The organism is Streptomyces sp. NPDC052036 (assembly GCF_040680495.1).
GTDB lineage: Bacteria > Actinomycetota > Actinomycetes > Streptomycetales > Streptomycetaceae > Streptomyces.
On record NZ_JBFAWW010000018.1, the window covers coordinates 37,295 to 50,044 of the forward strand.

The following is a 12,750-nucleotide window of genomic DNA, read 5'->3' on the forward strand; positions in this document are numbered from 1 at the left end:
GGTGACCTCCTTGTGACGCCGGGTGACGCCGCACGAGGCCCGAGTGCCCGCTCACCAGTGCCTTACGCCCGGCGGCTCACCCCCCGAGCACCCGCGACACCGTGTAGATCAGCAGTCCCGCGAGCGAGCCCACCACCGTGCCGTTGATCCGGATGAACTGCAGGTCCCGGCCGATGTGCGCCTCGATCTTCCGCGTGGTGTGCCCGGCGTCCCAGCTCGCGACCGTGTCCGTGATCAAGGAGGTGATCTCCTTGCGGTACGTCGTCACGACATGCACCGCCGCGCCCTCCACCCACCGGTCCACCTTGGACTGGGTCTTCGGGTCGTCCGCCATACGGCCGCCCAGCGCCAGCAGCGACGCCCGCACCCTCACCCGCAGCTCGCTCCGCTCGTCCTGCGCGGCAGAGACGATCATGGAGCGGACGGCGGTCCAGGCGGAGGCGATCAGATCCTGGACCTCGCCACGGCCCAGCACCTCGCCCTTGAGCCGCTCCACCCGCGCCCGGGTGTCGGTGTCGGACTGCAGATCGGAGGCGAAGTCGGCGAGGAACCGGTCGAGGGCGCCGCGCGCCGGGTGCGAGGGCGAGTCACGCATCTCGGTGACGAAACGCAGCAGCTCCTTGTAGACCCGCTCGCCGACCTTCTTGTCGACGAACCGGGGGGTCCAGCCGGGGGCGCCGCCCTGGACCGCGGCCATGACCTGGTCGTCGTGCAGCACCAGCCAGTCGTGGGCGCGGACGCAGACCAGGTCCACGACCCGTCTGTGACCGCCGTCCGCGACGACCCGCTCCAGCATCTTGCCGAGGCCGGGCGCGATCTCCTGGGCGTCGGCCCGGCGGGTGATGGCCTCGCCGACCACCGCCTGCACGTCGGAGTCCCGCAGGACGGTCAGGGCCCCGCGCAGGGCCGTCGCCAGCTCGGCCGTGACCCGGTCCGCGTTCTCCGGGCGGGCGAGCCAGACGCCCAGGCGGCTGCTGATGCCGACGGCGCGCAGCCGCTGCCGTACGACCTCCTCGGAGAGGAAGTTCTCGCCGACGAACTCGCCCAGCGAGACACCGAGCTGGTCCTTCTTGTTCGGGATGATCGCGGTGTGCGGGATGGGCAGGCCGAGCGGGTGCCGGAAGAGCGCGGTGACCGCGAACCAGTCGGCGAGCGCGCCGACCATGCCGGCCTCGGCCGCCGCCGCCACATAGGCGGCCCAGGGGCCCGCGCCGGAGTGCCGCGCCCAGGTGGCGAGGGTGTACACGAGCGCCACGAGCAGCAGCAGTCCGGTCGCCGTGCTCTTCATCCGGCGCACGCCCCGGCGCTTCTCCTCGTCGGCGGCGCTGAAGGAGGTCATCGCCCGGCTCGGGCCTCCGGTCAGGGCCGCGGCGGCCGTGCCACCGGACGGTCCGGCGGCAGAAGACCGTCCGGCACCCGCGGGTCGCCCCGGGCCCGCCGAGTCGTCCGGTTTCGTGCGTTCCATCCGCTCCACCGATCGTGTCCTCCGATACACATTGTCCCTTCCTGACCGACTCCTGGAACGGAACGAGAGTTCCCGACGTCTGTCCGCTCGGAGAAGTCTCGGGGGCTTTTCAGGGTCTCGTCAGGGTTCCTCTCGGGGATCGTTCCTCTCGGGGGTCGCTCCTCCCAGGGACCGGTAGGGGCCCCACCGATCTCTCCCGCCTCATGACGCATCATGAGGATGATCAGCACCGGAGCCTCGAGCTCCCCTCGTCCGAGGAGACACGCGCCGCATGACCAGGCGTCACGGTTATGCCCTGCTGTCCGCGATCGTCACCGTGATCGTGGCCCTGTCCGCCGCCATATACATCGGCGCCCCGGCCGATGACGGCGACAGCCGCGGCGCCCTCGCCGCCGCCCGACAGGCCCCGCCGGGTGCCGCCGCCCCCGCCTCCGTCGGCGCCTGGGTGAGCACCTGGTCGGCCTCGCCCTCCGGCGCCGAACCCGGCACCGGGACGAACGGGATGGCGGGACGGTCCGTACGCAACGTCGTCCACACCGACGTCGGCGGTACGAGTGCCCGTATCACGCTGTCCAATCTCTACGGACGGCAGCCGCTGACCGTCACGCACGCCTCGATCGCCCTCGCCGCGGCGGGCGGCCCGGCCGCGGCGCCCGGCACCATGCGCCGGCTCACCTTCGGCGGCGCCGTCCCGGTCGTCGTGCCCGCCGGCCGGCAGGTGGTCAGCGACGCCGTGCGCATCGCCGTCCCGCACGACGCGGACGTACTCGTGACCACGTACTCCCCCGCCCCGTCGGGCCCCGTCACCTACCACCAGCACGCCCGCCAGATCTCCTACGTCGCACAGGGCGACCGCACGGAGGACACGGGCGGCGCCCCGTACACCGGGCAGAGCACCTCCTGGCGCTATCTGACCGCGCTCGACGTGCTCAGCGACCAGGCGGTCGGGACCGTGGTCGCGCTCGGCGACTCGATCACCGATGGCGTCACCTCCACCACGAACGCCGACCACCGCTGGACGGACGTCCTCGCCGAGCGGCTGCGCCGGGCCGCCGGATCCGGGGACGTACCCCGCTACAGCGTGGTCAACCAGGGGATCAGCGGCAACCAGGTCCTCGCCGACGGCGGCCTCGGCCGGCCCGCCGAGAACCCGAGCGCCCTCAGCCGCTTCGACCGGGATGTGCTGGACCGTACGAACGTCAAGGCCGTCGTCGTCGACCTCGGCGTCAACGACATCCTGCGCAACCGCGGACACGCCGACCCCGACCGGATCACGGCGGGCCTGCGCACCCTGGTCCGCCGGGCGCACGCACACGGGCTGAAGGTCGTCGGGGCCACGCTGATGCCGTTCGAGGGCCACCGGGGCTACCGGCCCGACCGCGAGCGGGTGCGGCAGGCCGTCAACGCGCAGATCCGGTCGGGCACGGTGTACGACGCGGTCGTCGACTTCGACCAGGCGCTGCGCGACCCGTACGACCCGCGCCGGCTGCGCTCCGACTACGACTCGGGCGACCACCTCCACCCCAGTGACAGGGGCTTCGCCGGGATGGCGGAGGTCTTCGACCTGACCTCGCTGAAGGGCGCGGTGCCGGCGCAGCTGTGACGACGACCGGCCCGGCGGCGGCCGAAGCCGCGGGCCGGTCCGGCAGACGGCGGTCCCCTCAGTAGTCCCTGTGACGGCGGCGGTCGCGTTGCCCGCGGCGCTCCTCGTAGCGCTCGCGGCGCTCCTCCCGGCGCTCCTCGTGGCGTTCGCGGCGTTCCTCGCGGCGTTCACGGAGCAGTTCGCGGTGCTCCTCCAACGCCTCGCGGTGCTGCTGCAGGGCCTCATGGGCGTCGAGCAGCCCTTCCAGGCCCGCCAAGGCCCCGTGTTCCCCGCCACGAGTGGCCTTCAGCTCCTTGCGCGCGGCCTTGCGGTCCAGCCTCTCCTGGCGCCGCTCCTCCTTCAGCCGCTGCCGCTCCGCGCGGGTCAGCCTGCGCTCCACGCCGACCCCGCCCCAGAAGGCGAACCCGGTGACGATCACGCGCGGCGCGCCGGGTTCGCCGGGCGTGCCCTCCTCGCGGTGGTCGAAGCCCCCCATGATCCCGATGCCGCGCACGACCACCTCGACGCCCGGCGGCACGATCACATTCATCCCGCCCATGATCGCCACGCAGTTGATCTCGATCTCGCGGTCCGCGAAGTACGCCTCGCGCAGATCGATCTCGCCGCCGCCCCAGAAGGCGAAGCAGTTGAACCGCCGGGGCGCCGTCCAGCGCCCCTTGCGCTGGAACCCGGACATGACGGCGACCGCCCACGAGGACGACCCTTCGCCGACGACGATCCGCTCCCGCCAACTCCCGCTCACCGGGGGCTCCTTGACCAGGGACACCGGCGGGGCCTCGACGCCCGCGGCCGGCAGGTCCCGGGTGACAGGCGCCAGTTCGCGGTACGTCCGCGCCCGGTAGGTCGCCTCCAGTCGCTCCTCGAACTCCTCCATGTCGAGACGGCCCTCCGCGAGGGCGTCCCGCAGGACCTCGGCGACCCGTTCACGATCGGCGTCGGAAGCACGGAGATCCGGTGCGGGGGACCCGGATTCCCGCGGCGTCAGCCGCTGATCGTCACGTCCCCCGGAAGACACAGCGTCGGTCATGGGCTTCAGCCTACGAGTTCCCCGCGCGCCGGACTACGCCGAAGTCCTCCCGGCGTACATCCGCGCGATGACCTCCTCGATGTCGGGCTCCCGCACCGACAGGTCCACCAGCGGATACTCCGCCGCGATCCGCGCCACCAGCGGGGCCGCCGACCGGGACGCGGGGAAGGCGAGCCACTGCCGCGGCCCCTCCACCCGCACCACGCGCGCGGGCGGCGCCTCGATCGGCGGCAGCTCCCGCTCCAGGTCGACCACGAGGGTGCGCTCGCTGTCGCCCACCTCGTGCAGCGCGGCCGGCGCGCCGTCGTACACCAGGCGCCCGTGGTCGATGACCATCACCCGTGAGCACAGCTGCTCGATGTCCTGGAGGTCGTGCGTGGTCAGCAGCACCGTCGTGCCGCGCTCGGTGTTCAACTCCCGCAGGAACGCGCGGACCTTGGCTTTGGAGACCACGTCGAGGCCGATCGTCGGCTCGTCGAGGTAGAGCACCTCCGGGTCGTGCAGCAGCGCCGCCGCGATGTCCCCGCGCATCCGCTGCCCCAGCGACAGCTGCCGCACCGGTACGTCCAACAGGCTGCCCAGCTCCAGGAGTTCGACGAGGCGGTCCAGCCGCTCGCGGTAGTGCCCGTCCGGGATGCGGTACATCCGGTGCATCAGCCGGTAGGAGTCGATCAGCGGCAGGTCCCACCACAGGGTCGTCCGCTGCCCGAACACCACCCCGATGCGCTGGGCGAGCCGCAGCCGTTCGCGGGCGGGGTCGATCCCGGCGACCCGCAGCCGGCCGCCGCTCGGGGTGAGGATCCCGGTCAGCATCTTGATGGTGGTGGACTTCCCGGCGCCGTTCGGCCCGATGTAGCCGACCATCTCGCCGCGCGCCACGGTGAAGGACAGCCCGTCGACGGCCCGTACCTGCCGCCGCTCGCTCCTGAGGAAACCGGTCCGCTTGCGCACCCGGAAGACCTTCTCCACGCGGTCCAGTTCGATGAAGCGGCCGTCCCGCACCGAGCCGCCGTCCCCCATCAGGCCACCGTCCATGACTTCCTCAGCTCCCCGTGCTCCGGTACGAACGCAGTCCCGCGCGCCAGGCCAGCCCCGCCGCCGCGCAGCAGCCCGCCGCCACCAGCGGTGGGGCGAACGCGACCCAGGCCGGCAGGTCGAGCGGATAGGGCCGCCCCAGCACATACAGCGCGGGCAGCCAGTTGACGAAGGCGAGCGGCAGTACGAAGGTCACCCCGCGCACCAGTTCCTTCGCGAAGACGGTGGGCGGGTACTGCAGCAGCGTCTGACCGCCGTAGGTGAAGGAGTTCTGCACCTCGGAGGCGTCCTGCGCGACGAACTGGAAGGCCGCGCCCGCCACGAACAGCGCGCAGAAGATCAGGCCGCCGCTGAGCAGCGCGAGCGGGATCACCGCCACCTTGAGCGGGGTCCAGGCGACATCGAGCGCGGCGAGCGCGTACCCGAGGACACACGCCCCCTGGGTGACGCGGCCGAGCCGGCGCAGTCCGAAGCGGTCCGCGGCGACCTGCGCCAGCACGGGCGCGGGGCGCACCAGCAGGGTGTCCAGCGTGCCGTCGCGCACCCGCCGCCCCAGCCGGTCCATGGAGCCGATCGCGAGGTCCGCGAGCCCGAACGCGGTCGACGACAGTCCGTACAGGAAGGCGACCTCGGGCAGCCGGTACCCGCCGAGGACGTCGACCCGCGAGAACATCAACAGGATCGCGACGAAGTCCAGCGCGGTCGCCACGAGGTTGCCGAGCGTGGTCATCACGAACGAGGCCCGGTAGGCCATCGTGGAGCGGATCCACATCGCGGTGATCAGCCGGTAGGCGCGCAGGCCCTCCCGCACCCGGCCGTACGTCCTCCCGCCCCGCCGGGGCGGCCAACGGTCCTGGTCCGGGCGGGCCCCGTCGGCACAGGCGCCCGCGTCGACGTCCGCTCCCGCCCCCGCGCCGGCGTCCACGTCCTCGTACGGCTGCCCGCGCAGGTCCCCGTACGGCTGCCCGTACGTCCCCCCGCGCATCCCCTCGTACGTCTCCTCAGCCACCCTGCACCACCACCCGGCGCGTCGCCGCCGACTGGAGCATCCGCCCGGCCGTCAGCAGCACCACGGCCCAGGCGAGCTGGCGGACGTAGACCGCCGCCGGGTCCGCCGTGCCCAGCAGGACGTCCGTCGGCGCCTGGATCAGCGACGCCCAGGGCAGGGCGCGCACGATCTCGCCGAGCACCCCCGGGAAGACGTTCAGCGGCAGCAGCATCCCCGAGCAGAACATGGCGATGATCCAGGAGATCTGCGCCACACCCGCCCCGTCCATCAGCCAGAACGCGCTGAGCGCGACCAGGTAGCGGATCGCGAAACTGACCACCGCGCCCAGCAGGACGGCGGTCAGGAAGGCCACCCAGACCAGCGGGCCGGTGGGCAGGGCGAGCGGGAAGAGGAGCGCGCCGGCCGCCATGGGGAGCGCCCCCCGCGCCAGCAGGTGGAACAGGGCCCGGCCCAGGTCTCCCGCCAGCCACCACAGCTGGAGGTCGGCGGGCCGGTACAGGTCGATCGCGATGTCGCCGGTGCGGATGCGCTCGATCAGTTCGTCCTCGAAGCCGCCGCCCATCACCGAGACGGTCATCAGCAGCGCCTGCCCGGTCCATACGTACGTCAACGCCTGAGCCTCGTCGTACCCCCCGAGGTGAGGCCGTTCGTGCCACAGGGCGAGGTAGGTGTATGCCAAGATCAATCCGAAGACTGTGTTGGTGAACACCCCCGCCGCGGTCGCGGTCCGGTAGGTCGCGTACCGCCGGAAACCACCGGCGGCGACAGCGGCGTACAACCGCCCTGTCCCCAAGGGAGAACCTCCTTCGACACGTTCCGGAGCGAAGCGCAGGAGCCTAGCGCGCGGACGAAGTGGCGTACCACACGTTTTTCCGCTGCGGCAGGTCCGTCGTACCGGGAACGGAACGGTTGGTGCGACAGTCTTCATCAGGGGGCGCACATGGCGTATGAGGGCGTACGGGAACGTACGACGCGAAACGGGAGTCCGGCACCACGATGAGCGACGAGCCGCAGCCGCAGCAGAGCAGCAAGGGCGTGGCGCCCACGAAGCCGCCACGGCCCGCGGCCCTGGAACCGCGGTCCGCAGTCCCGGACCAGCGGTCCGCGGTCCCGGACCCGCAGGCCGGGTCCGGCGGGCAGGCCGGGTCCGGCGGGCAGGCGAAGCGGCCGGGGCGCACGGGATGGCGCCGGCTGATCCCCACCTGGCGGATGGTGTTCGGCACCTTCGTGGTCGGGATCCTGCTGCTCGTCGGCCTGTTCGCGCTGGGCTACTCCATGGTCAAGATCCCGCCGGCCAACGCGCTGGCGACCAAGCAGAGCAACGTCTACCTGTACGCGGACGGAACCGAGATCGCCCGCGACGGCAAGGTCAACCGCGAGAACGTCGGCCTCGCCCAGATCTCCAAGGACGCCCAGCACGCCGTGCTCGCCGCCGAGGACCGCGACTTCTACACCGAGTCCGCCGTCGACCCCAAGGCGATGGTCCGCGCCGGCTGGAACACCGCCACCGGCAAGGGCAAGCAGTCCGGCTCCACGATCACCCAGCAGTACGTCAAGAACTACTACCTGGGCCAGGAACAGACCGTCACCCGCAAGGTGAAGGAGTTCTTCATCTCGATCAAGCTGGACCGCGAGAAGAGCAAGAACGACATCCTCGAGGGCTACCTCAACACCAGCTTCTTCGGCCGCAACGCCTACGGCATCCAGGCCGCCGCCCGCGCCTACTACGGCGTCGACGCCATGGCCCTCGACCCGGCCAAGGGCGCCTACCTCGCCGCGCTGCTCAACGCGCCCAGCGAGTACGACGTCGTCGCGCACCCGGAGAACAAGGGCGCGGCCGAGGCCCGCTGGAACTACGTCCTCGACGGCATGGTCAAGAAGGGCTGGCTCAGCGACTCCCAGCGCGCCGGCATGAAGTTCCCCATGCCGAAGGAGGCCACCGCCTCCACCGGCCTGTCCGGCCAGCGCGGCTACCTCCTCGACGCGATCAAGGACTATCTCCAGGAGAACAAGCTCGTCGACGCGGACCAGCTCGCCGCCGGCGGCTACCGCATCACCACCACCCTGCAGAAGAGCAAGCAGGACGCCTTCGTCAACGCGGTGAACGACCAGCTGATGTCCAAGCTGGACAAGAAGAACCGCAAGGTCGACACCTACGTCCGCGCGGGCGGCGCCGCCGTCGACCCGCGCACCGGCAAGATCCTCGCCATGTACGGCGGCATCGACTACGTGAAGCAGTACACGAACAACGCCACACGCGGCGACTTCCAGGTGGGCTCCACCTTCAAGCCGTTCGTGTTCACCTCCGCCGTGGAGAACAACTCCCGGACCGAGGACGGCCGCCCCATCTCGCCCAACACGATCTACGACGGCACCAACAAGCGCCCCGTGCAGGGCTGGTCCGGCGGCGGGTACGCCCCCGAGAACGAGGACAGCCACTCCTACGGCGACATCACCGTGCGCGACGCCACCGACAAGTCGGTCAACTCGGTGTACGCGCAGATGGCCGTGGACGTCGGCCCGGCCAAGGTCAAGCAGACCGCGGTCGACCTCGGCATCCCGTCCGGCACCAAGGACCTGAACCCCTACCCGTCCATCGCGCTCGGCACGGCCACCGCCAGCGTCCTGGACATGGCGGAGGCGTACGCGACGCTCGCCAACCACGGCGAGCACGGCACGTACACCCTGGTCGACAAGATCACCAAGGACGGCGAGGACGTGGGCGGACTGCCCGAGCGGAAGACCGGCCAGGCCGTCAGCCGCGAGGCCGCCGACACCACCACCTCGGTCCTGCAGAGCGTCGTCCAGAACGGCACGGCGACCAGCGCCCTGGCCGCGGGCCGCCCGGCCGCCGGCAAGACCGGCACCGCGGAGGAGGACACCGCGGCCTGGTTCGCGGGCTACACCCCCGACCTCGCCACGGTGATCTCCGTGATGGGCCAGGACCCGGTGACCGCCGCCCACAAGCCGCTGTACGGCGCGATGGGCCTGGCCCGCATCAACGGCGGCGGCGCGCCCGCGCAGATCTGGGCGCAGTTCACCAAGGAAGCGCTGCGGGGCAAGCCCGTCAAGGACTTCGACCTCCAGCTCCAGCCCGGCGCCGACCAGACCCTGGAGCCCTCCACGAGCCCCTCGGACCAGCCGACCGGCACCACCGGCGCCCAGGACAACGGCGGCACGACCGGCGACCAGAGCACCCGGGGGCAGGACCAGGGCCAGACCCAGGGCCAGGACGACGGCGGCACCACCGGCACCGGCGGCCCGACCGACCCCGGCGGCACCACCGGGGCCGGCGGAGCCACGGACACCGGCGGCGCCACCGGCACGGGCGGCACCACGGACACCGGCGGCACCACCGGGGCCGGCGGAACGACGGGCACGGGCGGCACCACGGGCGCGGGCGGCACGACCGGCGACGGGGGCACGACCGGCACCGGCGGGACGACCGGCGACGGCGGACCGACCGGGCCGGGCGGACCGGCGGGCGGCGTGGGGTTCTGAGCGGGGCGGCCGGGCGGGCACGGACGCGGCCGGTCGCGTGGGGTCAGTGACCCGAGGTCGCCTTCAGCCCCACCACGGCCACCAGCAGCAGCGCCACGAAGAAGATCCGCGCGGCGGTCGCGGGCTCGCCGAGCACGGTCATGCCCAGCACCGCCGCCCCGGCCGCGTCGATGCCCACCCAGACGCCGTACGCCGTACCGATGGGCAGGGACCTCGCGGCGTACGACAGCAGCAGCATGCTGGCGACGATGCCCGCACCGGTGCCCAGGCTCGGCCAGAGGCGGGTGAACCCGTCGGTGTACTTCATGCCGACCGACCAGCCGACCTCCAGCAGGCCGGCGAGGACGAGCAGGACCCACGCCATGGGGGCACCTCCGTGTTCCGATGATCAACAGGGGGTGCGTCGTCTTTGCGATCCCGGTACGGCGCGTCTCGTCGGGTCCCTCGCGGGTCCGTCCAACGTAGCAAAGGACAGGCAAAAGGGGCTGGTGACGACGGTCACCAGCCCCTTTCCACCCCGATCGCTCGAGCTTGGGAGCCTGCGGGCCTACAGGTAGAGCCCCGTGGAGTCCTCCGACCCCTCGAAGCGGTCCGCCGCCACGGCGTGCAGATCGCGTTCCCGCATCAGCACGTACGCGGTGCCGCGCACCTCGACCTCGGCCCGGTCCTCCGGGTCGTACAGGACCCGGTCGCCCGGCTCCACGGTCCGCACGTTCTGCCCGACCGCGACGACCTCGGCCCAGGCGAGGCGCCGGCCGACGGCCGCCGTCGCGGGGATCAGGATGCCGCCGCCCGAGCGGCGCTCGCCCTCGGCGGTGTCCTGCCGCACCAGCACGCGGTCGTGCAGCATCCGGATGGGCAACTTGTCGTGGTGGGTCTTCTCGCTCACGCCCCGAACCTACCTGTCTCCGACGACCTCGTGCGCGGCCGGGTCAGCGCTTGCGCCGCCGGGAACCGAGGGCCAGCAGGCCCACGACCCCGACCACGACCAGCGCCACGGGCACGATGCGCTCCAGGCGCGGCGCCCCCTCCTCCGTGACCAGCTGGCCCTTCACCTCGCCGACGACCCGGTTCGCACGGACGTACGCACGGCCGAGCGTGTTGTCGACATGGGAGACGACCTTGGCCTTGGCGTCCCCGACGATCGTCTTCGGGTGCACCCGGACGCCGATCTCGTCGAGCGTCTCGGCCAGCGTTTCGCGGCGGCGCTTGATGTCCGCCTCGATCTCCGCCGGAGTTCTGGTGTCCGGTGTGCTCGACGTGTCCGCCACCGCGTTTCCTCCGTGGTCGTTTGCGACGTGTTCCGTGCAATTCCTGCGTCTGTGGTCGACAGTCTGTCAGTTCCTCGCCGAACGCACCCATCGGCACCCCTCTGGAGCCTCCGGACGCGGATTAGGCTCGTCGGGTAACCGCCCCCTGTCTGTGAGGTAACGACGATGAGCGAGCGACTGCAGCCCGGCGACACCGCCCCCGCCTTCACCCTGCCGGACGCCGACGGCACCGAGGTCTCCCTGGCCGGCCACAAGGGCCGCAAGGTCATCGTGTACTTCTACCCCGCCGCGCTCACCCCAGGCTGCACCAAGCAGGCGTGCGACTTCACGGACAACCTGGAGCTGCTGGCGGGCGCCGGATACGACGTCATCGGCATCTCGCCCGACAAGCCGGAGAAGCTCGCGAAGTTCCGCGAGAAGGAGGACCTGAAGGTCACCCTGCTCGCCGACCCGGACAAGAAGGTGCTGGAGGCCTACGGCGCGTTCGGCGAGAAGAAGCTGTACGGCAAGACGGTCGTCGGCGTCATCCGCTCCACGGTGATCGTGGACGAGGCGGGCAAGGTCGAGCGCGCCCTGTACAACGTGAAGGCGACGGGCCACGTAGCGAAGATCATCAAGGACCTGGACATCTAGGCACCGAGGGATCAGAAATCCAGGGCCCCTGAGCGGCCCGTCGGAATCCAGGCCCCCTGAGCGGCCCGTACCGACCTCCCGGTACGGGCCGTTTCGCATACCGGGCGTGACTGTCCGATAAGCGGTTCGTTATTCCGTACGAGGCCGCGAACGGGCGCGGCCGGAAGCGGAGGGGACGTCATGGCCACCGGCCCGTACGACCGAGACACGCCGGCGGCGGCCGTGGCCCGCTCCCACAGCTGGAACGACCTCATGCGCCACCTCGGCCTCAAGCCGAGCGGTGGACAGCGACGCGTTCTGCAGCAACGGATCGCCGCCCGCGGAACGACACCGCCCATTTCAAGCAGGCGCAGCCCCTGGCGCAGATACCCCGACTCGGCGATCGCCGCGGCGGCCGCGACGTCCACGACCTTGCGCGAGGTCGCGCTGGAACTCGGTGCCACACCCGCGACAGGCACCCTCGCGCACATCCGACGCCGCATCGCGGCAGCGGGCATCGACATCAGCCACTTCCCCGGCATCGACCGCCCGCACCTGGGCCTCCCCTTCACCGAGGACGAACTACGGGTCGCGGCCGCGTCCGCCCTGAGTGTGCGCGGGGCGGCCGAGATCCTCGGAGTTCCCGACGACGGCCGATCGCGTGCCGCCTTGGGGCGGATGTTCCGGGAACGGGGCATCGACACATCCCACTTCCGCCGTTCCCGCCCGGCGATCCCCGAGGACGCGCTGCGCACAGCCGTGGCAGAGGCCACGAGCTACGCAGATGTCATGCGCGCACTGGAGCTCGAGGTGAACGACACGAACCACCGGCGGATCCGTCGCAGCGCCGCCCAACTCGGGCTGGACACGAGCCACTTCATCCGGCACCCCTGGGCTGCCGCCCGCACGGTCCGACGCGCGCCCGCGCCGGAGCGGGTGCTGGTGGTCCTCCCCGCCGACTCCACGCGCCCCAACCGCACACGGCTGCACGCGGCCCTCCAGGAGGCGGGCCTTCCCTACCGGTGCACGTCGTGCGGGAACCAAGGGCAGTGGCTGGGGCAGCCCATCACACTCCAGATCGACCACATCAACGGTGACTGGCTGGACAACCGCATCGAGAACCTGCGGTACCTGTGCCCGAACTGCCATGCGCTGACGGCAACATGGTGCCGCCGCAAGGGCGGGCGCACCGCGGGGCGCCCGGACTCCCCCGTACACTGAACGACA

12 protein-coding genes and 1 riboswitch are annotated in these 12,750 nt (G+C 71.7%); of the genes, 4 read left to right on the plus strand and 8 right to left on the minus strand.

All coding sequences use genetic code 11. The annotated features are described in order from the left end of the window. Window positions 1-76: 76 nt before the first annotated feature. The gene (locus AB0L95_RS24120; RefSeq protein ID WP_365164312.1) at window positions 77-1,465 is read right to left on the minus strand and encodes a DUF445 domain-containing protein; all 1,389 of its coding nucleotides are present in this window, start codon (window positions 1,463-1,465) and stop codon (window positions 77-79) included. Between the two features lie 271 nt (window positions 1,466-1,736). Here AB0L95_RS24120 and AB0L95_RS24125 point away from each other — a divergent pair, with 271 nt between their 5' ends. Beyond that, window positions 1,737-3,068, plus strand: coding sequence for an SGNH/GDSL hydrolase family protein (locus AB0L95_RS24125; RefSeq protein ID WP_365164315.1), 1,332 nt, complete (start codon window positions 1,737-1,739; stop codon window positions 3,066-3,068). Window positions 3,069-3,126: 58 nt separating this feature from the next. On the opposite strand, the gene AB0L95_RS24130 is transcribed toward AB0L95_RS24125, so the two are convergent. From AB0L95_RS24130 to AB0L95_RS24145, 4 genes are read right to left on the minus strand one after another with little or no spacing between them, the layout of a single operon-like run. Next, a complete protein-coding gene (locus tag AB0L95_RS24130) occupies window positions 3,127-4,095 on the minus strand; it encodes a DUF1707 domain-containing protein (protein WP_365164318.1) in 969 nt (322 codons plus the stop codon). A 33-nt stretch (window positions 4,096-4,128) separates the two neighbouring features. Next, window positions 4,129-5,130, minus strand: a complete 1,002-nt coding sequence (locus AB0L95_RS24135; RefSeq protein ID WP_365164320.1) for an ABC transporter ATP-binding protein — start codon at window positions 5,128-5,130, stop codon at window positions 4,129-4,131. Window positions 5,131-5,137: 7 nt separating this feature from the next. Then, complete coding sequence (locus AB0L95_RS24140; RefSeq protein WP_365164323.1) at window positions 5,138-6,139, minus strand: ABC transporter permease; 1,002 nt, start codon at window positions 6,137-6,139, stop codon at window positions 5,138-5,140. Then, entirely contained in the window at window positions 6,132-6,932 is an 801-nt protein-coding gene (locus tag AB0L95_RS24145; RefSeq protein ID WP_365164326.1) for an ABC-2 family transporter protein, read from the minus strand. The genes AB0L95_RS24140 and AB0L95_RS24145 overlap by 8 nt, the downstream gene beginning before the upstream one ends. 203 nt (window positions 6,933-7,135) lie before the next feature. On the opposite strand from AB0L95_RS24145, the gene AB0L95_RS24150 reads away from it, so the two are divergent. Continuing rightward, window positions 7,136-9,640: a transglycosylase domain-containing protein gene (locus tag AB0L95_RS24150; protein ID WP_365164328.1), complete on the plus strand. Its 2,505-nt coding sequence runs from the start codon at window positions 7,136-7,138 to the stop codon at window positions 9,638-9,640. A gap of 43 nt (window positions 9,641-9,683) precedes the next feature. On the opposite strand, the gene AB0L95_RS24155 is transcribed toward AB0L95_RS24150, so the two are convergent. From AB0L95_RS24155 to AB0L95_RS24165, 3 genes are all read right to left on the minus strand, one after another. After that, window positions 9,684-10,004, minus strand: coding sequence for a multidrug efflux SMR transporter (locus AB0L95_RS24155; RefSeq protein WP_365164331.1), 321 nt, complete (start codon window positions 10,002-10,004; stop codon window positions 9,684-9,686). A gap of 33 nt (window positions 10,005-10,037) precedes the next feature. Beyond that, window positions 10,038-10,096: riboswitch (guanidine-III (ykkC-III) riboswitch) on the minus strand. A gap of 91 nt (window positions 10,097-10,187) precedes the next feature. Beyond that, entirely contained in the window at window positions 10,188-10,529 is a 342-nt protein-coding gene (locus AB0L95_RS24160; RefSeq protein ID WP_322725960.1) for a co-chaperone GroES, read from the minus strand. A 43-nt stretch (window positions 10,530-10,572) separates the two neighbouring features. After that, entirely contained in the window at window positions 10,573-10,911 is a 339-nt protein-coding gene (locus AB0L95_RS24165; RefSeq protein WP_365164333.1) for a DUF3618 domain-containing protein, read from the minus strand. A gap of 165 nt (window positions 10,912-11,076) precedes the next feature. Here AB0L95_RS24165 and bcp point away from each other — a divergent pair, with 165 nt between their 5' ends. After that, window positions 11,077-11,544: a thioredoxin-dependent thiol peroxidase gene (gene bcp, locus AB0L95_RS24170; RefSeq protein ID WP_365164335.1), complete on the plus strand. Its 468-nt coding sequence runs from the start codon at window positions 11,077-11,079 to the stop codon at window positions 11,542-11,544. A 180-nt stretch (window positions 11,545-11,724) separates the two neighbouring features. Then, window positions 11,725-12,744 (plus strand): HNH endonuclease, encoded by a 1,020-nt coding sequence (locus tag AB0L95_RS24175; protein ID WP_365164338.1) that lies wholly within the window; start codon window positions 11,725-11,727, stop codon window positions 12,742-12,744. Window positions 12,745-12,750: the final 6 nt, after the last annotated feature.

Excerpts from the sequence above, each read along its gene's own strand:
- AB0L95_RS24120 (WP_365164312.1), bottom strand. The coding sequence starts at position 1,465 with ATGGAACGCACGAAACCGGACGACTCGGCGGGCCCGGGGCGACCCGCG.
- AB0L95_RS24125 (WP_365164315.1), top strand. The coding sequence starts at position 1,737 with ATGACCAGGCGTCACGGTTATGCCCTGCTGTCCGCGATCGTCACCGTG.
- AB0L95_RS24130 (WP_365164318.1), bottom strand. The coding sequence starts at position 4,095 with ATGACCGACGCTGTGTCTTCCGGGGGACGTGACGATCAGCGGCTGACG.
- AB0L95_RS24135 (WP_365164320.1), bottom strand. The coding sequence starts at position 5,130 with ATGGACGGTGGCCTGATGGGGGACGGCGGCTCGGTGCGGGACGGCCGC.
- AB0L95_RS24150 (WP_365164328.1), top strand. The coding sequence starts at position 7,136 with ATGAGCGACGAGCCGCAGCCGCAGCAGAGCAGCAAGGGCGTGGCGCCC.
- AB0L95_RS24155 (WP_365164331.1), bottom strand. The coding sequence starts at position 10,004 with ATGGCGTGGGTCCTGCTCGTCCTCGCCGGCCTGCTGGAGGTCGGCTGG.
- bcp (WP_365164335.1), top strand. The coding sequence starts at position 11,077 with ATGAGCGAGCGACTGCAGCCCGGCGACACCGCCCCCGCCTTCACCCTG.
- AB0L95_RS24175 (WP_365164338.1), top strand. The coding sequence starts at position 11,725 with ATGGCCACCGGCCCGTACGACCGAGACACGCCGGCGGCGGCCGTGGCC.